The following is a 24,139-nucleotide window of genomic DNA, read 5'->3' as shown; positions in this document are numbered from 1 at the left end:
GGGCGGAACCAATCAGATTCGGCTGAATCGGAACCCAGAACCTCACGGGGTGAGGACCGAGCTCCAGTCTCAACCAAGACCCGCACGATGGCGGGTCATATGGCATCGACTACTTGGCACACTGTTGAGTTCTCAAGGAACAGACGCGCATCCGTTTCGGCCCTTCGACCTGCCCGGAGGCAACCGTTCTAACTTAGCGGAGCTGCTCCCCCGCGTCAAACCGCCTGTTCGGGCCGTTCGTGCGGTGGGAACGAAGTTCCAGGTCCCCGACCTCGTTCTGGGCGCAGAGCGCTCCAGCTCAAGTCTGGGGGGCGGCCGCTTGCGGGACCAGCCACCGGGGTTCGATCCTCGGTGTCCGTTCCTCCCTGCCGGGCGACGTGGAGAACATTACGCAGGCCCCGGCGCCGGTGGCAAATCCCGGACGTGGTGACGGGCGCCACAGTCGCTCGCAGGCCGCTGACCTGCACAAACACTGGCCCTGGCGTCAGTAGAGCGCGCTCGCCATGGCACGCCGTGCCTGGACCACGCGCGGGTCGTCGGTGCCGACCACCTCGAAGAGGTCCACGAGGCGCAGCCGGACGGGCTCGGACTTCGTGACCGCGAGCAGGTCGACGAGTCGCGCGAACGCGTCCTCCACCTTCCCCCCGAGGACGTCGAGGTCGGCGACCGCCAGCTGGGCCTCCACGTCACGCGGCCGGTCCGCCGCCGCGGTCCGCACGGCCTGGAGGTCGGCGTCGCGGGTGCGCACCAGCAGCTGGACCTGCGCGAGGCCGGCCCGGGCGAGCTGGTCGCGGGGGTTCTCGCGCAGCGCCTGCTCGTAGGCCTCGACCGCGGCGTCGAGGTCGTCGCGCTCGATCGCGTCGTACGCCGCCTGGTGCAGCGGGGGAAGCTCGGGCTCCGGCTCGGGGGCCGGCTGCTCGGGGCCGCCCGCCGTCACGCGGCCGGTCAGCCCGTTGGTCTCGGCGGCAGCGAGCACCTGGTCGATGACGCCCCGCACCTGGTCCGCGGGCGGAGCGCCCTGGTAGAGCGGCAGCGGCTGCCCGGCGAGGACGGCCACGACCGAGGGGACGGACTGCGCCTGGAACGCCGCGGCCACCTGCGGGTTCGCCTCGGAGTCGATGCGTGCCAGCTGCCAGCGGCCGCCGTCCTGCTCGGCGAGGGCAGCCAGGTCGGCCACCGCCTGCTGGCTGACCTCGCTCCACGACGCCCACAGGACCACGACGACCGGGTACTCGGTCGAGCTCTGCACCAGGGCGGGGAACGAGGCCTCGTCGACGTCGATGACGTACGACGACGCGGCGGGCAGGCCGCCGGGCGTGCCCGGGGCCGGCGTGGCCGGGCGCGCGAGGGACGACAGGTCGACGGCACCGCGGACGTCGAGGCGCGGCTGCGGACCGGGAGGGATCGACATCGGGACGGGTCCTTTCGGGGCGAGTGGTCAGGAGGCCTTCGCGTCGGTGATGACCGACTCGAAGGCGAGCACGGACATGGGCGCGTCCGAGCCCTTCGGGGGGACGTACAGCACCAGGACGTCGGTCGACGTGCGCACGACGCTCTTCTTCGCGGTCTTCTTCCCGGTCAGCGCCCGGTAGAACGGGTCGGAGATCGGCAGCGTCGCGCCCTTGAGGGTGAGCGTGGTCGTGGCCAGCGCGGTCAGTCGGCCGACGACGATCGCGCCGCCGTCGATCGTGCCGAGGCTGACCACCGGCTCGTCGTCGGCGGTGTACGTCTCGTCGTACGTGCCGGACCCCTTGACCGCCTTCTCGTTGCGCTCGCGCAGGGCGTTGATCTCGTCGCGGGACGCGTTGGAGGCGAAGTCGTCGTCGTACTTCGACTTGGTGTCCTTGGTCAGGACGTCGGCGTACTGCGCGATCGCGTCCTCCGGGCTGACGACGAGCGCCTCGGAGTCGGGAGCGACCACGGGGCTGCCGATCTCGGCCTTGGCCGTGGGCGGCATCTGCGTGCTCGGGAGCAGGCGGGACCAGCCCCAGAGCTTGAACTGCGACCGTGGGTCGTCCTGGCGGAGCACGAGGATCCGCTGGGCCTGCAGGTCGGCCGGCTGGTCGGTCACGACCAGCTGCGTGCGCGGCCACGACTCGGTGCGCGGCACGATCGTCGCCTGCGCCGTGGTCGGCAGCGCCGTCGGCTCGCGCTTGCCGTCGGTGGCCTCGGCCCGGACGTACTCGGCCTCGCGCATGTCGAGCGCGGGCTGCTCGAGGCGGGGCTCGAGCAGCTTGTCGTCGAGCTTCTTGTCCGCGGCCTCGAGCACCGTGCCGAGATCCGTCAGCACGCGCGTGGACTGGCCCGGTGTGACGGCCGCGGGCGCGACCGCGGGTGCGGGCGGCGGTGTCGGCTCCGGGAGCGACGACGAGCACGCCGCGAGGAGGGCGACCAGGCCCGCCGTGAGCGCGGTGGCGCGGGGCAGCCGGCGCGTCATCGGTCCTCCCCCTGCTCGGTGGTGGGTTCGTCGGTGGACGGCAGTCCCCAGGCACGGCGCCAGGCATCGGCGCGCGAGCCCGCCTGCTCGGCGGGGTCCAGGGTCTCCGGAGCGTCCGCCTCGGGAGACGCCGCCTCGGGTGCGCCCGGGGCGGCAGGCCTCGGAGCCGCGGGCGGCTGGTCGCCCCCGGGTGCGGAGATCGGGAGCCACGCGGGGCGCGAGACCGACCGAGGGCCGGACGCGGGGCCGGCGGCCGACGAGGGCGGGGGCACCGGGACCCAGGCGCCGGGCGGCGGCGGGGGCACGGACGCGCCCGTCGCCGGACGCGGTCGGACCGTGCCGATCGCCTCGGTGGCGTCGGTCGCGGTCGCGCCCTCGCCGGGGGCGGCGGGAGCCGGAGTCGTCGGTTCGGCCGTGCCGGACGACGAGGTGGGCGCGGCTGGCTGCTCGGCTGCCGCGGCACCACGTCGGCCACGCAGCCAGGCGGGCTTGGGGTCCGCCGCGTCGTCCTCCGTCGTACCGGGGGCACCGGGAGACGCGGGAGACGCGGGAGACGCGGGGGACGTGGGCGTCGCAGGCGCCCCCGGCTCCGGGCGGACCGGCTGCTGGCCCGCGCTGACCACGGGGATCGCGCCCGTGCGCAGCGCACGCCGGGTGGGCACGGCGCGGGTGGGGACGCCGGGCGCGACCGGCGCGGACGCCGGGGGCTCGGACGCCGCGGGCGGGACGGGCGCGGCCGGGTCGCCCGGGACCGCGCGCAGGACGACGGTGTCGTTCTCGGAGCCGACCGGAGACCCGTCGTGGGTCGGTCCGGCCTGCGGCGTGCCGCGTCCCGGGGTGCCGACCCGCGGGACGGCGCCGGTGCGCGGCCGGGCCGCTCGGGCGAGCTCGGCCTCGCGGATCTGGCGACGCGTGAGCGTGCCCGGTTCACCGACGGTCGACATCGCCCCGGTCGTCACCGGGTGCCACTCGGGCTCCTCGGTGCCGGTGCGCCTGCGGTTCCAGTCCCGTGCGAGCAGGGCGGCCGCGGCCAGCGCGAGCAGGGAGCCCAGGATGACGAGCGGCCACAGCCACGGCGTCGTGACGACGCGCGGCCACGACAACGAGAGCGTGGGGGCCGAGTCGCCGGTCCCCGCGACGAGCAGGCTCCAGCGGCCAGGCTGCGCGGGCCACACCAGGCGCGCGCTGCCGTCGCCCGTGGCCTGCGCGACCCAGAGGTCGGAGTCCGTGGGATCGGCGACGGAGGACTCGTCGTCGGAGCCCGACGACGGGGAGGCCGAGGCCGACGCGGAAGGCTCGGCCGACGAGGACGCGCTGGGCTCCGTGGACGGCGAGGCGGACGGCGATGCGGACGGATCGGCAGCGACCGAGGCAGTGTCGAGCTCGTGCCACCCGGACAGCCCGCTCACCTGCGCGTGCGCGTCGGTGCCCACCCAGCCGGCCACGTCCGTGTCCCGACCGATCGCGAGGACCACGGGGTCGCCGCCGCTCGTCGTCGCACGGATCGTCACGGGGTCGCCCCCGAGCTCGAGGACCCCGGGGTCCGTGACGATCAGGTGGTCGGTCGTCGTGGTGGTCGCCACGAGGACGTCATCGGCACGCCACACGGTCGCCGAGGCGACCCCGAGGCCGATGACGACCAGTCCGGCGACGCCGACGGCGGCCGTGATCACTCGCTTGGGCACGCAGGATCCTCTCGGGACAAGAACCACCAGGATAGGCAGAGGAGGGGCGCGATCCCGAACGAGGCCGACATCCCGGACCTGGGACGAGGGCCTTCGGGGGGCTCTGGAGGGGGTGAGTTCCGCGTATCCTGGCCCGCGGGCTCCGACCGTTCGTCGTGCACCTCGACCGAGGTCGTCCGCGTGGAGCCACCCGCACTGGAGGATCGCTCGTGGTTGACGCCCGACCCACCTTTCCCGTCGTGAACTTCCGTGGTTACGAGCGCGAGGCCGTCGACGCACGGCTCGCCGCGCTCGAGAGCGCGCTCGCGGAGGCGCGTGGCCAGGTCGAGTCCCTCGACTCCAAGGCCATGCAGGCCGCCGGGGAGCTCTCCGAGGCGCACCGCCAGCTGCGCGAGGCCGAGCGGCCCACCTACTCCGGGCTCGGGTCGCGGATCGAGCAGCTCCTGCGCTCCGCCGAGGAGCAGTCGTCCGACGTCGTCTCCCAGGCCAACGCGCAGGCCGCGGACTCCCTGGCCCGTGCGAAGCTCTCGGCCGGCCAGCTGCGCGCCCGCGCGGAGAACGAGGTCGCCGAGCTGATCGCCACCGCCCGCCGCGAGGCGGAGGAGGTGCGCACGACGGCCGCGACGGAGTCGGAGAGCAACACCACCGCCGCCCAGCGCCGCGCCGAGGAGCTCGTCAGCTCCGCCGAGCGCGAGGCCGCGCGGATCCAGTCCGCGATCACGACCGAGGAGAGCGAGCGCCGCAGCTCGCTCGAGCGCGAGCTGGGCACGTTGCGCGCCAGCGTCGAGCACGAGGCCACGCAGCTGCGGGTCGCGACCGAGCGCACCGCGGCGGAGCTGCGCAGCCGCGCGGAGTCCGAGACGACGGCGCAGCGCGAGGCTGCCGACCGCTACGACCAGGACCTGCGCCAGAGCGCGGACGCGGACACGACCGCGCTGCGCCAGCAGGTCGAGGCCGAGGTGGCCACGCTGCGCGGGGACGCCGAGCGTCAGGTCGCCGACCAGCGCTCCCAGGCCGCTGCCGAGATCGCGACCGCGCGCCAGCAGGCGGCGGACGAGACCACCTCGTTGCGCGCCGCCGCGCAGGAGTTCGCCGACAGCACCCGTGCGGCCGCCGAGCGCGAGGCCGCGGCGCTGCAGCAGCGCGTCGCCGCCGAGGTCGCGGCGCTGCGCACCGAGGCCGAGCAGTACGCGGCGTTCGTGCGGGCCAGCGCCGAGCGCGAGACCGGTGAGCTGCGGGCGACGACCGGCGACGAGCTCGCCGCGGCGCGTGCCGAGACCGAGCAGACCGTCACGGCGCTGCGCTCGGAAGCGGAGCAGTACGCCGCCGAGGTGCGTGCGACCGCCGACCGCGAGACGGGGGCGCTGCGCGAGCGGGCCGCCCACGAGGCCGACCACCTGCGCGACACCACCGAGCGCGAGACCACCGAGCTGCGCGAGGTCACCGTCCGCGACGCGACCGAGCTGCGGGCGACGACCGACCGCGAGACCCGTGAGCTCGCCGAGCGCACCCGCCTGGACGCCGAGCGCGTGCTCACCGAGGCGCGCCGCGCGGCGAGCGAGAACCTCGCGTCGGCCAAGGCGCGCGGCGACGAGCTGGTCGCCCAGGCCGAGCAGCGACTCGCCGACGCGGACCTGTCGATCGCGTCCAGGCGCGAGCAGTCGGAGCGGGAGGACGCCGAGCGGCACGAGGCGGCCCGGGCCGAGACCGAGCGCCTGGTGCGCGACGCCGAGGCGCACGCCGCCGAGGCCGAGGACCGCGTCACGAAGGCTCTCGCGCAGGCCGAGAAGGTCCGTACCGACGCCGAGGCGCAGGCCAAGGAGCTGCTGTCCAACGCCCGCCGCAACGCCGACCGGGTGGTCGCCGAGGCGCGCGAGCACGCGGAGAAGCAGATCTCCGACGCGATGACCGAGTCCGAGCGCGAGCGGACCACCGCGACCCGCCAGGTCGAGGACCTCAACCGCCAGCGCGAGTCGATCACGACCTACCTCGACGAGCTCCGCAACCTGCTCGGCCACGACCCCGACCGGGCGGCGCTCGAGCGGGCACGGCGCGCGGAGGCGGCGTTCAACAAGGAGCAGGGCTCCGAGTCGGCACCCGCCGCCCGGCCGGCCGCCAAGCCCGCGGCGAAGGGCCGCACGACGAAGGCCCGTCCGGCTCCCGTCTCCGTGGCGGGGCCCGCCTCGCAGCCCTCCGACGCGCCGGCTCCTGCGTCGTCCGACGAGACGTCCCGCGACGAGAAGTCCCGCGACGAGCAGCCGCAGGACGAGCAGCCGCGCGACGACGCCCCGCGGGACACCGTCGAGCAGGACACGAAGGTCGACGAGCAGGTCGAGGAGAAGGCCGACGCCCAGGTCGAGGACCAGCAGGCCGACGCCGGCGAGCCCGCCCAGCAGCGCTGACGTGCCGAGCACGCCCGACGCCGCCGCGTGGCGTGAGCAGCGCCGCGAGGCGGCCGCTGCTCACGCCGACGCGCTCGAGCGCAAGCAGCAGGCGGAGTCGGCGCGCGCTCGCGTGATGATCACGGAGTTCGTCGAGCGGGCGACGAAGGACGGGCCCGCACCCGTGCCGCTGCGAGCCCACGCGTCGAGCGGCGGCGCGCGGTACCGGACCCCGCTGGTCGGGTGGTACCTCCGCGTCGACGAGACGATCGCCGTGGACACCGACGGAGCGTTCTACGTCCTGCGCGCGGTCCCGAGCCTCGCGGCGCGGTTCCGTGGCGTCACTCCCGAGCCCTCCGACCCGCCCCTGGTCCTGGGAGCGGGCGGGCGCGACGGCGAGTCGCTCGACCTGCGCGACGCGCTGGAGCGGGCACTGCGGGGCTGACGCACCCTCAGCGCACGGCGGCGTCCGCCCGCTGCGCGAGGTCGCCCAGCGCAGCCGCCACAGCCTCGGGCTGCTCGGCGGCCGCCATGTGGCCCGCGCGCGGGACCACGACGAGCTGCGCGTCGGCGGCCGCGGCGACCATGTGCTCCGCGGCGTCGATCGGCGTGAGGTCGTCCTCGTCGCCGACGACGACCGCGACCGGTCCGGCGAACGCGCGCAGGACGGCGGTCCGGTCGGGGCGCGCCGCCATCGCGCGCTGCGACCAGGCCACGCCGGCCGGCGACTGGTCCTCGATCCAGGCGGCGATCTGCTCGCTCACGGCGGGCCGCCCGGCGCGGGTGCTCTCCCCCACGAGCGTCGTGGCCATGGGCCGCACGGGCGCGACAGAGCCGGCCGCCTCCGCCTCGTCGGCGATCCGCAGGCGGTTGGCCCGTGCGTCGTCGGGATCGGCCGTCGACTTCGTGTCGACGAGCGCCAGGGCGGCGACGAGCCCGGGGTGCGCCTCGGCGAGCGCGAGCGCCACGTAGCCGCCCATCGACATGCCGGCGACGACGGCGCGCCCGATGCCCGCCTGCGCCAGGGCCGCCGCGACGGACGCGGCGGACGCCTCGACGGACGGCTCGGGCAGGGCCGCGAGGTGCCCGGGCGTGCCGGGCAGGTCGACCGCGTGGACCGCACGCGTCCCGGGGAGGGCGGCGGCGACCGCGAGCCACATCCGGTGGTCGAGCGGGAACCCGTGGACCAGGACCACGGGCAGGCCGTCGCCGGGCGAGCCCTCGCGGAACGTGTGCAGCGTCATGCGTCCTCCTGGTCGTCGCCGCGCTCGTCGGCCGGGCCGGCCAGGACGGGCGGCACCGCGTTCGGTGCGGTCTGGCTCGGGCCGTCCCACGTGGTCGGCAGGGGTGCGTGCCCGGGCAGGACGTGCGCGACGATCTCGTCGAGCACACGCCGCACCGCGGGCTCCCCCACCCACAGGTGCTTCGCGCCGTCGACGCCGATCACCTCGGCCTGCGGCACGCGCGCGAACCGGCGGCGGGCCTCGTCGGGCCGCAGGTAGTCGTCGAGCTCGGGGACCAGCACGACGAGCGGCTTGCCGAACGTCGCCCAGGCGTCCAGGTCGGCGTCGGTGGCACGGTGCAGGGGTGGCGAGAGCAGGATCGCGCCCTCGATGGACGGGTCACGACCGTGCCGGAGCGCGAGCTCGGTGCCGAAGGACCAGCCGACGAGCCAGCGGCGCGGCAGGTCGCGGAACTCGGCGAGCTCGATCGCGGCCGCGACGTCGAACCGCTCGCCGTCGCCCTCGTCGAACGCGCCGCCGCTCGTGCCGCGGGGGCTCGACGTGCCGCGCGTGTTGAAGCGCAGCACCGCGAGCCCCGCGAGCGCCGGGAGCCGCCAGGCGGCCTTGCGGTAGACGTGCGAGTCCATGTACCCGCCGTGCGTGGGCAGCGGGTGCAGGGTCACGAGGGTCGCGGCGGGGGTGATCGGCTCCCCGTCGTGCCCGACCGGGAGCGCGAGCTCGCCGACGAGCGTGAGCCCGTCCGCGGTGTGCAGCTCGACGTCCTCGCGGTGGGCCGGCAGGACGGTCAGGGACCGGATGGCGGTGGGTTCGGGTGCGGTGCTCATCGCCTCGAGCCTAGGCCGACCGCGTGCTCGAGGACGGCCGCGACGCCGTCGTCCGCGTTGGACGGGCACCGGTGGGTCGCGGCCTCGAGCACCTCGGGGAACGCGTTTGCCACGGCGAACGACGTCCCGGCCCAGCGCAGCATCGGCAGGTCGTTCGGTGCGTCGCCGAAGGCCCAGACCTCCTCGGCACCGATCCCCTGGTCCGCGGCCCAGCGCCCCAGGGTCGCGGCCTTGGTCACGCCGGTGCCCGAGATCTCGCCGAGGCCCGGCGCGCCGGAGTCGGCGACGAGCCCGGCGTCGCCGATCACGTCCGCGACCTGGCGGGCGAACGACTGGTCCCACGGCAGCGACGTGCGCACGAGGAGCTTGAGGGTGGCATCCGTGAGCACGTCCTCGATCCGGTCCGCCACGCGGCTGCCTGGCGGGATGACGTACGACTCGGTGAACGCTGCCTCCTTGTCGAAGCCGGCCGCGTGCTCGGTCGCGAAGTGCACGTTGCGCGCACCCCAGGCGTCCCGCAGGAGCGTCACGACCCGGGTCGCCTCGGCGGCCGACATCCCGGCCTGGGTCAGGACGCGGTCAGAGCCGACGTCGAGCACGGCCGCCCCGTTGGAGCAGATCGCGACCCCGTGGCCCGCGACGTGCGCCGAGAGCTCGCGCAGTCGGCGGACGGGACGCGCGGAGACGAAGACGACCGCGATCCCCGCCTCGGCGGCCGCGGCGAGCGCGCGCTGCGTGCGCGGGGAGACCTCCTCGTCCGGGCCCAGCAGGGTGTTGTCCAGGTCCGTGGCGACCAGCCTCGGCGGGGTCGTCGGCCAGTGCCTCCGGGCGTCGTCGCTCACCGCGCCACGCTAACGCCTCGTCGGCCCGCGCCTGGACCGCGCCTGCCAGCAGGAGGTGTGCCAGTGCCGGCGGTCGTCGACGGCCTCGCCGAACAGCCCGTCCGACCGCCACGCCACGACGTGCGCGGTGCCCGGGGTGACCAGCTGGTCGCACCCCGGGCACCGGTACGCGCGGTCGGAGCCGCGCACGTGCTGCACGACCCACTCGCCGTCGCTCGCGGTCTCGGAGCGGCGACCGCCGGTCGCGCGGTCGACGTCCAGCGGCCGCACCTCGCCCGTGTAGGGGCGCTTCGAGGACCGTCGACCGCTGGGCACCGCTCCATCCTCCCCCGTGCGCTCCCCGTGCTGCTACGCGGTGTGCGCGGTCTCCGCGGGCGCGATCGTGCGCGTGCGGATGAGCTCGGTGTACCAGCGTGCCGAGTCCTTGGGCGTGCGGACGAGCGTGTCGTAGTCGACGTGCACGATGCCGAACCGGCGGTCGTAGCCGTAGGCCCACTCGAAGTTGTCGAGCAGGGACCACACGAAGTAGCCGCGCACGTCGGCGCCCGCGTCCATCGCCTGGCCGACGGCCTCGACGTGGTCGTGCAGGTAGGCGGTGCGCTCGACGTCGTGCACGCGGCCGTCCTCGGTCACGGTGTCGTAGAACGCCGAGCCGTTCTCCGTGATCGCCATCGGCAGCTCGGGGTAGCGCGCCGACAGGTCGAGCAGCAGCTCGGTGAGGCCGAGCGGCTCGATGTTCCATCCCATGGCCGTGTGCGGGCCGGGCTGGGGCAGGAACTCGACGTCCGTCGCGCCGACGAACGGCGTGTGCTGCGACGTCTTGTGACCGTCGGCTCCGGGCTCGCCGTCACCGGTGATCGCGACGCCGCGCTGGACCCGGCCCGTGGAGTAGTAGTTGATGCCGAGGACCTCGAGCGGCACCCGGATGATCTCCAGGTCGCCGTCCTGCACGAAGGACCAGTCGGTGATGTGCGCGGTGTCCGCGAAGACCTCGGGCGGGTAGACGCCCTCGATGACGGGCCGCAGGAAGACCTCGTTCGCGATGGTGTCGATCTGGCGCTTGGCCTCGACGTCCGCGGCCGAGTCCGTGGCGGCGCGCGTCACGTGCGTGTTCAGGGTGATCGAGATGGGGGTGTCCGCCCCGAGCACGTCCTTGATCGCACGCCCGGCCAGGCCGTGGGCCAGGTTGAGGTGGTGGACGGCCTTGAGGGCGGCCTCGTCGTCGGTGACCCCCGGGGCGTGCACGCCGGAGGCGTAGCCGAGGAACGCCGAGCACCACGGCTCGTTCAGCGTGGTCCAGAGGTGGACCTTGTCGCCGAGCGTCTCCGCGACCTTGCGCGCGTACTCCTCGAACCGGTACGCCGTCTCGCGGTTGGCCCAGCCGCCCTCGTCCTCGAGGGGCTGCGGCAGGTCCCAGTGGTACAGCGTCGCGACCGGCTTGATGTCGGCCTCGACGAGCCGGTCGACGAGGTCGACGTAGAAGTCGAGGCCCAGCGTGTTGAACTCGCCCGAACCGGTCGGCTGGACGCGCGGCCACGCGATCGAGAAGCGGTAGGCCTGCAGGCCGATCTTCTTCATGATCGCCACGTCCTCCTCGACGCGGTGGTAGTGGTCGACCGCGACGTCGCCCGTGTCGCCGTCGAGCACCTTCCCGGGCGTGCGCGAGAACGTGTCCCAGATCGACGGCAGGCGCCCGTCCTCGTGGGCCGCACCCTCGATCTGGTAGGAGGCGGTGGCCGAGCCCCACAGGAACTCGGGGCCGAACTGGCGGCCGGACGGCAGCGTCGTGGTCATGGCTGGTCCTTCGTGTCGGGCGGCCCGTGGCCGGGCTGGGCGTGTCTCATCGTGCCTGGTGGCGCTCGCCTGGTGAGCGCCGACCGGAAGATCGAATCGATACGATACACGGCTCTCTGGTCAGCCGGCACCCGGACCCCGCTACGATCCGTAACACTGTTACGTCGTCGTCGTAGCATCCGCTCGTCCGATCCCTGGAGACCCGATGAACCGCCTGCTCCTCGCCCTGCCCGCCGCCGTCGCCGCCCTCGCGCTCGCCGGGTGCTCCGCGGACGCCGCCGAGGCGGGGCCGACGTCGACGCCCACACCCACGGCCGCCCTGCGCCTGTGGCCCGGCTGGACCCCTTCCGCCCCGGGTGGCGACCTGACCCTCGCGAGCTCCGACTTCGAGGCGGGCGGCGAGCTCCCGCGGAGCATCGAGCTCGACGCCTACGGCTGCACGGGCGACAACATCCGCCCGGAGCTGCACTGGGACGGCTTGCCTGCGGGCACGAAGAGCGTCGTGGTCACCTTCACGGCGGAGGGCGGCGGCCCGCTCAATCGCTGGACGCTCGTCGACGTGCCCGCGGACGTCACGTCGCTGCCCGCCGGGGCGGAGAACCCCGACGTCGGCATCGCGACCCAGAACGCGCTGCGCGGCGATACGGTGATCGGCCCGTGCGCACTCGAGGGCGAGTCCTGGGAGCTGTGGTTCACGGTGTACGCGCTCGACACCACGCTGGACGTCGAGCCGAAGGCACCGCAGACCGAGGTCCTGGCCGCGGGGCTGGGCCACGTCCTGGAGGCTGCCGAGCTCGCCGGCACCTTCAGCTACGAGGCGCCGGCGGGGTCCTGACTCGCCACACCCACCATCGCCTGCACGCCGCGCTCGAACCGCGCGGCCGCCTCGGCCTCGTCGGTGCCGACCGAGACGAGCTCGAGCATCACGTAGCCGTGCAGCATCGCCCACAGGTGGTGCGCGGCGTCCTCCACCTCGTCGCCGACGAGGTCCGGGCGGGCGTCGCGCACCCGGGCGACGAGGTCGCCGAACGCCGCCCACGCGAGCTCCACCGACGCGGGCGACGGCTCGAAGCTCGCCTGCGCGGTGACGAACATGAGCTGGTACTGGGTGCGGTGCGACAGGGCCCACGCCCAGTACCTGCGGCATGCGGCGAGCAGACGCTCGGCCGGGTCGGCGATCTCGTCGGCCGCACCGACGTACGCGCGGAAGAGGGTCACGCCGTCCGCGTAGATCGCGTCGAGCAGGCCCGGCTTGCCGCCGAAGTACGTGTAGATGCCGGTGGTCGAGCACCCCGCCGCCGCTCCCACGGCCCGCACCGTGAGCCTTGCCGGCCCCTGCTCGGCGAGGATCGACAGGGCGCTGTCGAGGATGCGCTGACGCTGGGGCTGACCGCTCACGCCCCCATCGTCACCCAGCCAGGCTCAGCGTGAGCACCGACTCGCCCGCGCCTGCGCGCGCAGCGGCGCCGCCCGCGACCTCGACGCCCCACGCGGCGCCCGTGCCTCGCGCCTCGACGCGCACCTCGTCGCCCGTCCGCGTCACGACGAAGGTCGCCTCGGCGACCCGCACGACCGAGCGGTGGCCGTCGGTGAGCCGGACCAGCCGCAGCGTCACGCCGTCGGCCCAGTCGTAGTCCGGGCGGTCCGACCGGGCACCGACGGGCAGCACCGAGTCCGGCCGCACGTACACGGGCAGCGACTCGAAGCCGTGCTGCTCGTGCACCCAGCGCGGCCCCGTGACCTCGGACCCGTCGAGCAGGGACGTCCAGACGCCCTCGGGGACGTAGACGTCCACGTCGCCGGACGCGGAGAACACCGGCGCGACGAGCAGGTTCTCACCCAGCATGTACTGGGTGTCGACCGTCGCGGCCCCGGGGTCCTGCGGGAACTCGAGGACCATCGGGCGCATCACGGGCAGGCCCTGCTGGTGCGCGTCCTCCCCGAGGCGTCCCAGGTAGGGCATGAGCGAGAGCTTGAGCGCGGTGAACGACCGCGTGATCTCGACGGCCTCGTCGTCGAACGCCCACGGCACCCGGTAGGAGTCCGACCCGTGCAGGCGGCTGTGCGACGACAGCAGGCCGAACGCGAGCCAGCGCTTGAACACCGCCGGGTCGGGCGTGCCCTCGAAGCCGCCGATGTCGTGCGACCAGTACCCGAACCCGGACGCGGCCAGCGACAGGCCGCCGCGCAGCGACTCGGCCATCGAGACGAACGTCGACTCGCAGTCGCCGCCCCAGTGCACGGGGAACTGCTGGCCGCCCGCGGTCGCGGACCGTGCGAACAGGACCGCCTCGCCCTCGCCGCGCTCGGCGACGAGCAGGTCGAAGACCGCCTTGTTGTACAGGTGCGTGTAGTAGTTGTGCATCCGCTGCGGGTCCGAGCCGTCGTGCCAGACGACGTCCGTCGGGATCCGCTCGCCGAAGTCGGTCTTGAACGCGTCGACGCCCTGCCCGAGCAGCCGGCGCAGGTGGCCGTTGAACCAGTCGACGGCCGCCGGGTTGGTGAAGTCGACCAGGCCCATGCCGGCCTGCCACTGGTCGGTCTGCCAGACCGACCCGTCGGCGCGCGTCACGAGGTAGCCGCCCGCGCGCCCCTCCTCGAACAGCGCCGAGCGCTGCGCGATGTACGGGTTGATCCAGACGCAGATCTTCAGGCCCCTGGCCCGCAGCCGCGCGAGCATCCCCTCCGGGTCCGGGAAGGTCGCGGGGTCCCAGGTGAAGTCCGACCAGTGGAACGCGCGCATCCAGAAGCAGTCGAAGTGGAACACCGACAGCGGCAGGTCCCGCTCGGCCATGCCGTCGACGAACGAGGTCACGGTCGCCTCGTCGTAGCTCGTCGTGAAGGACGTCGAGAGCCACAGCCCGTAGGACCACGCCGGCACGCGCGCCGGGCGGCCCGTCAGCGCGGTGTACCGGCGCAGCACGTCCTTCGGGGTGGGGCCGTGGACGACGTAGTACTGCAAAGCCTCGCCCGCGACGGAGAACTGCGTGCGGGAGACCGCCTCGGAGCCGACCTCGAACGAGACGTGGCCGGGGTGGTCGACGAAGACGCCGTACCCCGCGTCGCTGAGGAAGAACGGGACGTTCTTGTAGGCCTGCTCGCTCGACGTCCCGCCGTCGGCGTTCCAGATGTCGACGGACTGGCCGTTCTTGACGAACGCACCGAACCGCTCGCCGAGCCCGAAGATGTGCTCGCGCACGCCGAGGCCCAGCTGCTCGTGGACGTAGGCGTCCCCCGCGGCGTCGCGGACCACGCCGACCGAGCGCGCGGACGACGAGGTGAGCACGCGGCCGTCGGCCACGAAGTCCACGCTCCACGCCCCACGCGTCCCGACGCGGGCGGTCAGGCCGCCCGAGCTGAACGTCGCCACGCCGTCGTCGGGCCCGGTCACCTTGACGTCCGCGCCGGACGACGCGAGCTCGAAGTGGGGGCCCGCGTCGACGCCGCCGCTGTGGTGCTCGATGCGGACGCCGATCACGTCGTCCATCGGGCTCGTGAACGTCACGGAGACCAGGGGTCGGTTGAGGGTGTCGCCACGCTTGTCCAGCGCGCCCGTCGCGGAGTGCACGACGAGCCTGTCGTCGTGCACCTCCACGTCGGCGACCGCACGCGGGTGCAGGACCGTGACGCCGGGCAGGTGCTGCCAGTAACCGTCGGTGAACTTCATGGGGTTCCTCTCACTTCACCGATCCGGCCGTGACCCCGCGGGTCAGCGTGCGCTGGAACAGCAGGAAGAAAATGAGCGCCGGGACCAGGGAGATGAGCGCGCCCGCGTTCGTCGTGGGGGCGTCCATCATCCGGTCGCCCTGCAGGGAGGCGAGCGCGATGGGGATCGTCTGGGTGTCGTTGGTCGTGAGCATGACCAGCGGGATGAAGAACTCGTTCCAGGTCCAGATGAAGAAGAAGATCATCAGGACGGACAGCGTCGGGCGGACGATCGGGAAGACGACCTTCCACAGCACGGTCCAGCGACCCGCACCGTCGAGCGCGGCGGCCTCGAGCAGCGCCTTCGGGAAGGTGGCCAGCACGGACGCCAGCAGGTAGGTGCCGAAGGCGGACTGGATGACGGTGAAGATGATGATCACCGACCACGGCGAGTTCCCCAGGCCGACGTTCTGCGCCATGGTGAACAGCGGGTAGATCAGCGCCTCCTGCGGCAGCATCGTCGCGAGCAGGAAGAGCGTCACGACCCAGAGCCGACCCTTGATCTTGCCGATCCCGATCGCGTACGCGTTCAGCAGCGACAGCAGCGTGCCGAAGACGGCCACGACGCCGGAGATGAAGATCGAGTTCCACAGCTTCTGCGGGAAGTTGACCCGCTCCCAGAACGCCTTGAGCCCGTCGAAGTAGAGGCCGTGCGGCCAGCTCAGGGGGCCGTTCTGCGAGTAGTCGCTGGGCGACTTGAACGCGTTGAGCAGCATGATGAGGATCGGGGCCAGGATCAGCAGCCCGACCAGGACCGCGGCGGCCAGGATGACCCAGCGGGCCTTCCCGGTGCGGTGCCGGGCGTCCGGGCGTGACGCCACCGGCGCCTTGAGTGTCTCGACGGCCATCAGTGGCCCTCCGCTTCCATGCGCTCGGAGCGCGCCTGCACCACGAGGATCACGACGGCGACCAGGACGATGACGAGCGTGAGCACGGTCGCGATCGCGGCGCCGTAGCCGACCTTCGACTTGTCGAAGAAGTTCAGGTACGAGTAGTAGCTGGGCACGAGGGTCGAGCCCTCGGGGCCGCCGCGGGTCAGGACGTAGATGGGTCCGAAGACCTTGAGCGCCGCCACGGTGCAGGTCAGCACCACGACGAACGTCTCCGGCTTGATCTGCGGCAGGGTGATCGCCCGGAACCGGCGCCCCCACCCGGCGCCGTCGAGCTCGGCGGCCTCGTAGAGCTCGGGGTCGACGCGCTGCAGCGCGGACATGAAGATGACCACCGGGTAGCCGATCTGCACCCAGACGAGGACCAGCATCACGCTGGGCATCGCGGTGTCCGGCGACCCGAGCCAGTTCGGCGGGTTGTCGACGCCCAGGGAGCGCAGGATCTCGTTCACCGCGCCGGTCTGGGCGTTGAGGATCCAGTTCCACAGCACGCCGGCGACGGCGACGGGAAGGATCTGGGGCAGGTAGTAGGTCGCCCGCAGCACCGAGGCGGTGCGTGAGCCGAACCGCTTGCCGAGGTAGTCGAACAGCACCGACGCGAGCAGCAGGCCGATGATCGTCGGGACGATCACCATCGCCACGATCATCGAGATCGAGTTGCGGAAGGACGTCCAGAAGGCGTCGTCGTGCAGCAGCGCCTGGTAGTTGTCGAGACCGACCCAGGTGTGCGGCGCCATGCCGCCCTTCCACTTCTGGAAGCTGTACATGATGTTGGTGACGAGCGGGATGCCGATCACCAGGACGAACGCGGCGAACCCCGGGATGAGGTACGGCAGGTACGCCACCCAGTGGGGGGCCTTGCGCTTGGGTCTGGGCGTCGCCGGCTGCTGCTTCGCAGCGGCGTCCTTGCCGAGTGTCTGCGTGGTCATGTCTCTCTCCGGGTCGGAGGACCGCCGGGCCGGGGTAGTGACCCCCCGGCCCGGCGACCGCTCACTGTCCGAGCAGGTCAGACTTGCCGGACTCGTAGGCGTCCTTCAGGCCGTCGAGGACCTGGTCGGGCGTCTTGGACTGGTTCACCAGCGACTGCAGCTGGCTGACGAGCACGTCGTAGAAGCCGGCGACGGGCCAGTCGGGGTAGAACGCGAGGCCGTCGGAGGAGACGATGTCCGCGAAGTTCTGCGTGAGCTCCTTGGTCTTCGGGTCGGTGATCGACGCCGGGTCACCGGCGACCGGCAGGCCGCCCTTCTCGCCGAGGATGTTCTGCACCTCGGGACGCAGCGTGATGTCGATGAAGTCCTCGGCCAGGGTCTTGGACTTGGCGTTGGTGGGGACCACCCAGAGGTTGCCCGACGAGCCCGGGTGCAGCTTGTTGTCCGGGAACAGCGTCTGGCTCCAGTCGAACTTGATCTCGCTGGCGAGGCGGCCGAACCACCACGAGCCGGAGACCATGATCGGCGCCTTGCCGGCGATGAACGACACGCCCATGTCCTCGGCGGTCAGGCCGGCCGAGTCGCTCGCGATGTAGCCCTTCTTGACCCACTCGTCGAGCTTGTTCGTGGCCTGGGTCATCGCGTCGCCGTGCCAGTCGACGTCGTTCTTGAACAGCTGGTAGTCGTCGACGAGCGCGCGGTCGCCGTAGTGCAGCACGAGCTCGTACCAGAGCTGACCGAGCGGGTACTCCGCGCCGGCGGTGGCCAGCGGGGTGACGCCCTTGGCCTTGAACGCGGCGAGCGCCTTCTCGAAGTCGTCGAACGTGGTCGGGACCGCGACGCCGTTCTCCTTGAAGAGGTCGTTGTTGAGGTACACCCCCACGAACTCGCCGTAGTTCGGCACGCCGAACCAGTCGCCCGAGCCCATGAGGCCGTTCTCGTCGTACTGGGCCGTCGTGGCGAGCGAGCCGGAGACCTTCTTGTCCCAGCCCTTCTCCTTGGCCACGTCGGTCAGCGGCGTCAGCAGGCCCTGCGAGGCGAGCTGGCCAGCCGTCGCGTTGCCCTTGTTGTACTCCATGACGTCCGGCACGTCGTCGCCGGTCAGGACGATCTTGGCGTTCTTCTGGATCTGCTCGAAGACCTGCTTCTCGACCTTGACGGTCACGTCGGGGTGCTCCGACTTGAAGATGTCGACGGCCTTGGCCCAGGCCTGGCCCATCGCCGAGTCGTCGCCCTCGTAGTGCCAGATGGTGAGGCTCTTGCTGTCCTCGTCCCCGCCGCCACCGCCACTGCTGCTGCACGCAGCCAGTGCGAGGGGGGCCAGGAGGGCGACCGTCGCGGCCGTCGCCCATCGCCGGGTGCTGATGCTCATCCGTGTTCTCCTCGTCGAGTGGATGTGACCGATGGCTCGGTCGTCGAAGCGCTTCGACACCATAGCCTGTGATTTTCGTGCTTGTCCAGGGCTTGCTTCCTGGGACCCTGGCACGCAATCATCGAAGCGCTTGCTTGCGACATTCGGGCCGCGGGTGGCGTCGCTGCAGACGCCACCCGCGCGGCCGCTACTGTGTCGGCGGCACAGGTGCCCGGCCGGGTCACCTTCATCGAGGACGAGACGGGGGCCACGCGTGACGACGATCGACGACGTCGCCCGTGCCGCCGGCGTGTCCGTCTCGACGGTCTCCTACGCCCTGTCGGGCAAGCGACCGATCTCGGCCTCGACGCGCGAGCGCATCGAGCAGGCCGTGCGCGACCTCGACTACCGCCCGCACGCGGGAGCCCGGGCCCTGGCCTCGTCCCGGACGAACGTGCTCGCGCTCATGGCTCCGCTGCGCGTCGACGTCAACGTCGGCGTGATCATGCAGTTCGTCACGGGCGTGGTCACGCGTGCGCAGACCTACCTGCACGACGTCCTGCTGCTCACGCAGGACGACCACGCGGGCGTCGAACGGGTCGCCGCGGGTTCGATGGTCGACGCGGTGATCATGATGGACGTCGAGGCCGACGACCCCCGCCTGGCCATCCTGCGCCGCCAGCGCCAGCCCGCCGTGCTCATCGGCCTCCCCCGCGACACGGCCGGGTTCTCCTGCGTCGACCTCGACTTCGAGTCGGCCGCCCGCGGCGCGGTCGACCACCTGGTGCGGCTCGGCCACCGCTCGATCGCGCTCGTGGGCTCACCCCAGGCGGTGCTCGACCGGCACACCACCTACGCGGCACGCATGGTGCGCGGATTCACCGAGGAGGCCGCACGCGCCGGCGTCGCCGCGGTCTTCGAGCCGTGCGAGTCCTCCCACGCGGGCGCGGTCGCCGCGGTCGACCGGGTGCTGACGCGGCTGCCCGGCGTGACGGGCATCGTCGTGCACAACGAGGTCGCGCTGCCCGCGGTGCTCGCGACGCTGCGCGAGCGTGGCCGCTCGGTTCCCGGCGACATCTCGGTCGTCGCCGTCTGCCCCACCGACGTCGCCGTCGGTCAGCCGCAGCAGCTCACGTCGGTCGACATCCCCGCGTCCACGATCGGCGGGGTCGCGGTCGACATGGCGATGGCGCGGCTCGACGGTGCCCAGCTCGCGGAGACCCGGCTCATCTCGCCCGTCCTGACCCCCCGCGCGACGACGGGCGTCGCGCCGGTCTGACCGGCCCGCTCAGGCCACCTGCGCGCCCGCACGCAGCACGCGCAGGGGCCGCAGGCCCGCGTCGGTGACCAGGACGTCCGCGCGCCGACCGGCCGCCAGCGCGCCCAGATCGGCGCGGCCCAGCACCTCGGCCGGCGTCGTGGACGCGGCGCGCACGGCGTCCTCGAGCGGGATGCCGGCGCGGACCACCTGCCGCAGGACGTCGAGCAGGTGAGCCACTCCCCCGGCGATCGCGCCGGCGCTGCCGTCCGCCTCCACGATCCGGGCGACGCCGTCCTGCACCCGCACGCCCATCGGGCCCAGCTGGTAGTCGCCGTCCGCCATGCCGGCGGCCGCCATCGCGTCCGTGACCAGCACGATCGAGCCCGGGCTCAGCAGGTCGAAGACCGCGCGCGTCGTGCCGTCCGCCAGGTGCGTGCCGTCCGCCACGAGCTCGACGACGAGCTCACCCCGGCCCGCCGCGGCCAGGCAGGCCGCGATCGGGCCCGGGTCGCGGTGGTGCAGCGGCCTCATGCCGTTGAACAGGTGCGTCGCGGTCAGCCGGCTCGACCGCGCGCGGTCGTGGGTCGCGAGCAGGTCGAACCCGCGGTCCACGGCCGCGTCGACCTGCTCGGCCGACGCGTCGGTGTGGCCGATCGACGGAATCGCGCCGGCGTCGACGAGCGCGCGCAGCACGTCGGCGTCGCGGTCGGCGACGCCGGCGACCTCGGGCGCGACCGTCATGGTGACCAGGTGACCGCGCGCGGCGGCGGCGAGCTCCCGGACCAGGTCCGCGTCGCCCGACAGCATGTCGGCCGGGTTCTGGGCGCCGCACCGCGCCTCGGACAGGAACGGGCCCTCGAGGTGGATGCCGACGACCTCCCCCGCGTCAGCGGCGTCGGCGAGCAGGGCGGTGCGGGCGAGCAGGACGTCGCGCGGGGCCGTGACGAGCGAGGCGACCAGGCTGGTCGTGCCGTGGCGCAGGTGCTCGCGGGCCGCGGTGCGGACCTCGTCGGCCGTCTGCGCGTCCGGCAGGCTCGCGCCGCCGCCGCCGTGGTTGTGCAGGTCGACGAGGCCAGGAAGCAGGGTCTCCTCGGTCGCGGCGGGCACCTGGCCCTGCGCCTCGTCGGCCGGGCCGACCCAGGTGATCGTCGGGCCGTCGATGACGACGACGCCGTCCGGGATCACGCCGTGCGGCGTGACCACACGGCCGCGGAGCAGGTGGGGGGCTGACGACGTCGTGGCGCTCACGTCGTCATTCTCACCTATCGGTGCGGTCTTCGAGCTGCGCTTCGACGAGCGCATCCTCGGGTTCGGGTCGGGGTGCGCGCGCCGGCCTCGTCGCGGCCCGCGCGTGTGCGCGCCCGCTCCACCAGCGCGCTCCCCCCGCCCCGATCGCGCCCTCGGCGACGGCCGCCGCCCCGGTGTCCACGCCGGAGTGCCACGCGGTCATGACCAGGGGCGGGAGCACCGCACCGACGACAGCGAACACCAGGACGTGGACCCACTCGCGCTCGCTGCGGCGCAGCAGCCAGGCCGTCAGCAGCCCTGCGGGGTAGCCGACGAGTGCGATCGGCACGCAGGCGACGAGAGCTGCGAGGAGCACCACGACCAGGCCCCAGCCGAGCGCGCCCGTGACCGTGCCGAGGACGAGCGCGACCACACCGTTCACCGCCGCAAGGACGACGACGCAGCGCAGGCAGAGCATCGCGATCGCCGCCGGGCCACGCACGGGCGGGATCGGGTTCGGGTGACTACCGGTCGGCATCTGCCCTCCTCGGCGCGGTGGCCAGGTCGTTCTTCCGACAGGCGGCCCCGGACCACCAGCGGGCACCGCCCGCACCGACGGCTCCCTCGAGCGCGGCCCACGCCGCCGCCACCCCGAGGTCGATGTGGATCGCGGCTGCGACCGCGCTGCATATCGCCGCGGCGAGGACAGCACCGACCGCGGCGAACGCGAGGACATGAACCCACTCATGAGCCTCCCCGCGCAGCGCCCGACCGGCGACGACTCCCGCCGGGATGCCGACGCCGGCGACCACCGCACCGACGGCCACGATGGGCACGGGCAGCTCCACGACGTGAATGGCCAGGTAGACGACCATGGCCACGCCCGCGACGACGCCGTCCGAGGCGAGGATGCGGATGCCGACGACGTAGACGGCGCCCAACGCCGTCATCAGGTTCACGACGACCAGGACGACCACGCACCTCAGGTTGAGCATCCCGATCGGGCCCCACCCCCGGATCACGGCCGCGGGCGTAGCGGCCGTCGTGATCACGAACCCGCCCCCACGGCGGGGTGCACCTGGGGAGCCGCACGTGCGACGCGCTCGCGCTCATCCCTGCGGTACGAGATGCCGGACCACCAGCGCGCACCGCCTGCGCCGACCAAGCCCTCGAGCGCTGCCCACGCCGGCGCGGTGCCCATGCCGCCGGCCTGCATGAGGACGACGGCGAGCGCCGCACCCACCAGCCCGAAGCCGAGGACGTGCCCCCACTCGCGTGACACCCGACGCAGCGCCCGACTCGTGAGCACGCCGGCGGGAACACCCACCACGGCGATCGGGATGCAGGCGACCAGGAGCGCGAACACGAGGACCTCGACGGCGAAGCCGCCGGCCGAGAGGGTCGATTCCACCGCGTCGAGACCGCCGCCCGAGGCGAGCGACACGACGCAGCTGCCGGCCAGGGCGGCCGCGCCCACCGTGACGTTCGCCGCGGCGAGCACGACGAGGCACCGCACGTTCAGCATGCCGATCGCGCCCAAGCTGCGGATCTCCGCGGCCGGGATCGCCGAGGCACGACGGATCGCTGCCGCGGTCATCGGGCCACCGCCGAGGGAGCAGGCGCCCGACGCACCGACCGCGCGAGCATGCCGGCGTACGCGCGCTGTGCCACGCCCGCCACCGGGCCGACGACCCGGACCCACCCCTGCGCCGGCCGGGAGAAGACGCGGACGCGGAACCAGAGCGTGCCGTCGTCGAGCTCGACCACGAACGCCTCCTCCCCGGCGAACAGGTGCCCCGGGAGAGTGCCGTAGGCGAACCCCACGCGCGCGGCCGACCGCTCGACCCAGACGATCTCGCACGGCTCGGACAGCCGCAGCGGCCCGACGCCGATGCCGCTCGTGACCAGCCCGCCCTCGGCCACCGGCTCTCCGTCGATGCGGACGCCGGCACGCCGGTGCGCGGTCCACGACAGGAGGTCCTCGCCGTACGCTGCCAGGTCCTCGGTCGTCGCGCCGTCGCGGACCGGGAATCGCGCGTCCAGGTGCCGGTACCCGGCGGGCAGGTCGGCGTCGCGCGTCGCGCCGACCTCGGCGTACGTCAGGCCGGTCGCCCGCGGTCGCAGCAGTCGCAGCCCGACGAGCGTGGCCAGGACAAACCCGAGAGCGTTCGCGACCCCGTGCGTCGCGGCCATGAGCCCGATGCCCGGGTGCGGGAGGCCGGTCGCCTCACCGAGCGCCCACCAGAGCGCCAGCACCATCGAGGCGAGCACGGTCACCGCGCCCACCGCCAGCAGACGCCGCGGCGCCCGGCCCGGCGGGAGGGCGCCCAGTGTCGCGAGGGCCACGCCGTACAGGCCGGCGGTCAGGACGAGCGCGCCGACCAGCTCGGCCGCGTCGCCCACGAAGTAGCCGACCAGGACCAGCAGCACACCGACCGGCACGGTCCAGCCCGCCCATCGGGCGGCGCGACCGTCCTCGACGCCCAGGCCCGCGATCAGACAGGCGCCGAAGCCGGCGAAGAGCATGTGCGGCACGGTCAGCGTGAGGTAGTCGCCGGAGTAGCCGAGCAGTCCCCACCCGGCCCGCTCGGCGACAAGGGCGAGCGCGCCGACGAGCGGGGTCGCGAGCCCGACCGCCAGACCGGGCCAGCCCGGGCGGTCGCGGCGGACGAGCACGCCCAGGCCCGCCAGGGCGAGCAACGCGCACGCGACGAGCCAGGGCACCGCGACGACGGCCGCCCACCCGCCGACGGGCAGCCAGACCGACGCGGCACCGCACGCGGCCGCCCCCAGCCACCACGCCGACGCCGGCCGAGGAACAGGGCGACCCACCAGGCGGATCCCGACGGGGACCACGACGAGCATGCCGACCCCCACGCAGGCGTGCACCGTCGCGACCGTCGCCGGGTCGAGACGCGTCATGCGCGCACGGCCCGCACCAGCGCGAGCACGTCCTCGGACGCGCCCCGCAGGACCGGCAGGCGGGAGAGCCGCACGAGCCGGCCGACCAGCGGGGCGACGCCGTCGATGAGCGTGCGAGTACGCCGCTGCCCGGGCGAGGAGTCGTAGACCCAGAACAGGGTGACCCCGAGCTGGGCGAGCCACAGCAGCTCGGGAAGGTCCGCCCGCAGGTGCGCGGGAACGGCGGGCTCGGCACCCGCGACGAGCTCCTCGTACAGGCCCTGGACCATCTCGCGGGCACCCTCGGAGTCGTCGGAGAAGGGGCTCGCCGCCGAGCCGGGCCGGATCGCCACCGTCACGAACTCCGCACCGAAGCCGTGGTAGTCGGCGAACGCGTCGACGCTCGCGTGCAGCACGGCACGAAGCCGCTCGGTCAGGTCGCCGCCTGCCTCGAGGGCGAGGCGCGCGGCGCGCGCGTGCTCGAGGTTGACGTCGAGGTAGAGCTCCTGGACCAGGTGGTCCTTGGTCGGGAAGTAGTAGTGCGCGAGGCCGGTCGCCAGGCCGGCCTCCTGGGCGATGCCTCGCATCGTGGTCTTGGCGTACCCACGCTCGCGGAAGAGGCGCAGCGCCGTGGATCGCACGAGCTCGCGGGTGTCGGACGTCATGTC

Annotated in this window: 23 protein-coding genes; 4 read left to right on the top strand and 19 right to left on the bottom strand. The window is 73.5% G+C overall.

What is annotated here, in order from left to right:
• Positions 1–484: 484 nt before the first annotated feature.
• The 3 genes from EDF34_RS16810 to EDF34_RS16800 are packed head-to-tail and all read right to left on the bottom strand — an operon-like array spanning position 485 to position 4,122.
• Positions 485–1,411 (bottom strand): tetratricopeptide repeat protein, encoded by a 927-nt coding sequence (locus tag EDF34_RS16810; protein ID WP_123372649.1) that lies wholly within the window; start codon positions 1,409–1,411, stop codon positions 485–487.
• A gap of 27 nt (positions 1,412–1,438) precedes the next feature.
• Entirely contained in the window at positions 1,439–2,437 is a 999-nt protein-coding gene (locus EDF34_RS16805) for a hypothetical protein (RefSeq protein ID WP_123372648.1), read from the bottom strand.
• Positions 2,434–4,122: a hypothetical protein gene (locus EDF34_RS16800; RefSeq protein WP_148076673.1), complete on the bottom strand. Its 1,689-nt coding sequence runs from the start codon at positions 4,120–4,122 to the stop codon at positions 2,434–2,436. Before EDF34_RS16800 ends, EDF34_RS16805 begins: the two co-directional genes overlap by 4 nt.
• Before the next feature lie 239 nt (positions 4,123–4,361).
• On the opposite strand from EDF34_RS16800, the gene EDF34_RS16795 reads away from it, so the two are divergent.
• Together EDF34_RS16795 and EDF34_RS16790 are read left to right on the top strand one after the other, a co-directional pair.
• A complete protein-coding gene (locus EDF34_RS16795) occupies positions 4,362–6,524 on the top strand; it encodes a hypothetical protein (RefSeq protein ID WP_233575449.1) in 2,163 nt (720 codons plus the stop codon).
• A gap of 1 nt (position 6,525) precedes the next feature.
• On the top strand, positions 6,526–6,948 hold the full coding sequence (locus EDF34_RS16790) for a hypothetical protein (protein ID WP_123372646.1): 423 nt from the start codon (positions 6,526–6,528) through the stop codon (positions 6,946–6,948).
• A gap of 7 nt (positions 6,949–6,955) precedes the next feature.
• On the opposite strand, the gene EDF34_RS16785 is transcribed toward EDF34_RS16790, so the two are convergent.
• Genes EDF34_RS16785 through EDF34_RS16765 form a run of 5 tightly spaced genes read right to left on the bottom strand, consistent with a single transcriptional unit; the run spans position 6,956 to position 11,207 of the window.
• On the bottom strand, positions 6,956–7,747 hold the full coding sequence (locus tag EDF34_RS16785; protein WP_123372645.1) for an alpha/beta fold hydrolase: 792 nt from the start codon (positions 7,745–7,747) through the stop codon (positions 6,956–6,958).
• On the bottom strand, positions 7,744–8,571 hold the full coding sequence (locus tag EDF34_RS16780; RefSeq protein WP_123372644.1) for an alpha/beta hydrolase: 828 nt from the start codon (positions 8,569–8,571) through the stop codon (positions 7,744–7,746). The genes EDF34_RS16785 and EDF34_RS16780 overlap by 4 nt, the downstream gene beginning before the upstream one ends.
• Positions 8,568–9,413, bottom strand: a complete 846-nt coding sequence (locus tag EDF34_RS16775) for an HAD family hydrolase (protein WP_123372643.1) — start codon at positions 9,411–9,413, stop codon at positions 8,568–8,570. The genes EDF34_RS16780 and EDF34_RS16775 overlap by 4 nt, the downstream gene beginning before the upstream one ends.
• 9 nt (positions 9,414–9,422) lie before the next feature.
• Positions 9,423–9,728, bottom strand: coding sequence for a hypothetical protein (locus EDF34_RS16770; RefSeq protein WP_123372642.1), 306 nt, complete (start codon positions 9,726–9,728; stop codon positions 9,423–9,425).
• Positions 9,729–9,761: 33 nt separating this feature from the next.
• Positions 9,762–11,207 carry a GH1 family beta-glucosidase gene (locus tag EDF34_RS16765; protein ID WP_123372641.1) on the bottom strand — a complete coding sequence of 482 codons (1,446 nt, stop codon included), beginning with the start codon at positions 11,205–11,207 and terminating at the stop codon, positions 9,762–9,764.
• Between the two features lie 205 nt (positions 11,208–11,412).
• Between EDF34_RS16765 and EDF34_RS16760 the strand changes: the two genes are divergently transcribed.
• Positions 11,413–12,042, top strand: a complete 630-nt coding sequence (locus EDF34_RS16760) for a YbhB/YbcL family Raf kinase inhibitor-like protein (RefSeq protein WP_123372640.1) — start codon at positions 11,413–11,415, stop codon at positions 12,040–12,042.
• On the opposite strand, the gene EDF34_RS16755 is transcribed toward EDF34_RS16760, so the two are convergent.
• The 5 genes from EDF34_RS16755 to EDF34_RS16735 all read right to left on the bottom strand — a co-directional run bounded on the left by EDF34_RS16755 (position 12,018) and on the right by EDF34_RS16735 (position 18,103).
• Positions 12,018–12,605 carry a TetR/AcrR family transcriptional regulator gene (locus tag EDF34_RS16755; RefSeq protein ID WP_123372639.1) on the bottom strand — a complete coding sequence of 196 codons (588 nt, stop codon included), beginning with the start codon at positions 12,603–12,605 and terminating at the stop codon, positions 12,018–12,020. The genes EDF34_RS16760 and EDF34_RS16755 overlap by 25 nt on opposite strands.
• A 10-nt stretch (positions 12,606–12,615) precedes the next feature.
• On the bottom strand, positions 12,616–14,874 hold the full coding sequence (gene yicI / locus EDF34_RS16750; protein WP_123372638.1) for an alpha-xylosidase: 2,259 nt from the start codon (positions 14,872–14,874) through the stop codon (positions 12,616–12,618).
• 10 nt (positions 14,875–14,884) lie between these two features.
• Positions 14,885–15,760, bottom strand: coding sequence for a carbohydrate ABC transporter permease (locus tag EDF34_RS16745; RefSeq protein ID WP_123372637.1), 876 nt, complete (start codon positions 15,758–15,760; stop codon positions 14,885–14,887).
• Entirely contained in the window at positions 15,760–16,731 is a 972-nt protein-coding gene (locus EDF34_RS16740) for a carbohydrate ABC transporter permease (protein WP_123372636.1), read from the bottom strand. Before EDF34_RS16740 ends, EDF34_RS16745 begins: the two co-directional genes overlap by 1 nt.
• A 61-nt stretch (positions 16,732–16,792) precedes the next feature.
• Positions 16,793–18,103 carry an ABC transporter substrate-binding protein gene (locus tag EDF34_RS16735; protein ID WP_123372635.1) on the bottom strand — a complete coding sequence of 437 codons (1,311 nt, stop codon included), beginning with the start codon at positions 18,101–18,103 and terminating at the stop codon, positions 16,793–16,795.
• A 253-nt stretch (positions 18,104–18,356) separates the two neighbouring features.
• Here EDF34_RS16735 and EDF34_RS16730 point away from each other — a divergent pair, with 253 nt between their 5' ends.
• Complete coding sequence (locus EDF34_RS16730) at positions 18,357–19,361, top strand: LacI family DNA-binding transcriptional regulator (RefSeq protein ID WP_123372634.1); 1,005 nt, start codon at positions 18,357–18,359, stop codon at positions 19,359–19,361.
• A 9-nt stretch (positions 19,362–19,370) separates the two neighbouring features.
• Here the strand turns inward: EDF34_RS16730 and EDF34_RS16725 are convergent, their stop codons facing one another.
• Genes EDF34_RS16725 through EDF34_RS16705 form a run of 6 tightly spaced genes read right to left on the bottom strand, consistent with a single transcriptional unit; the run spans position 19,371 to position 24,136 of the window.
• A complete protein-coding gene (locus EDF34_RS16725; protein ID WP_233575448.1) occupies positions 19,371–20,591 on the bottom strand; it encodes an N-acetylglucosamine-6-phosphate deacetylase in 1,221 nt (406 codons plus the stop codon).
• 10 nt (positions 20,592–20,601) lie between these two features.
• Positions 20,602–21,108 (bottom strand): hypothetical protein, encoded by a 507-nt coding sequence (locus tag EDF34_RS17450; protein WP_148076672.1) that lies wholly within the window; start codon positions 21,106–21,108, stop codon positions 20,602–20,604.
• On the bottom strand, positions 21,095–21,592 hold the full coding sequence (locus tag EDF34_RS16720) for a hypothetical protein (RefSeq protein ID WP_148076671.1): 498 nt from the start codon (positions 21,590–21,592) through the stop codon (positions 21,095–21,097). Before EDF34_RS16720 ends, EDF34_RS17450 begins: the two co-directional genes overlap by 14 nt.
• A 26-nt stretch (positions 21,593–21,618) precedes the next feature.
• Entirely contained in the window at positions 21,619–22,167 is a 549-nt protein-coding gene (locus EDF34_RS16715; protein WP_123372631.1) for a hypothetical protein, read from the bottom strand.
• Positions 22,164–23,492: a YndJ family transporter gene (locus EDF34_RS17935; RefSeq protein ID WP_233575447.1), complete on the bottom strand. Its 1,329-nt coding sequence runs from the start codon at positions 23,490–23,492 to the stop codon at positions 22,164–22,166. The genes EDF34_RS16715 and EDF34_RS17935 overlap by 4 nt, the downstream gene beginning before the upstream one ends.
• A complete protein-coding gene (locus EDF34_RS16705; RefSeq protein WP_123372630.1) occupies positions 23,489–24,136 on the bottom strand; it encodes a TetR/AcrR family transcriptional regulator in 648 nt (215 codons plus the stop codon). Before EDF34_RS16705 ends, EDF34_RS17935 begins: the two co-directional genes overlap by 4 nt.
• Between the last annotated feature and the right edge of the window lie 3 nt (positions 24,137–24,139).

Origin of the sequence: Cellulomonas sp. PhB150, assembly GCF_003755175.1 — a bacterium.
Classification (GTDB): domain Bacteria; phylum Actinomycetota; class Actinomycetes; order Actinomycetales; family Cellulomonadaceae; genus Cellulomonas.
Note: the sequence above shows the minus strand (reverse complement) of the source record. Positions and strands in the feature narration are given on the sequence as shown.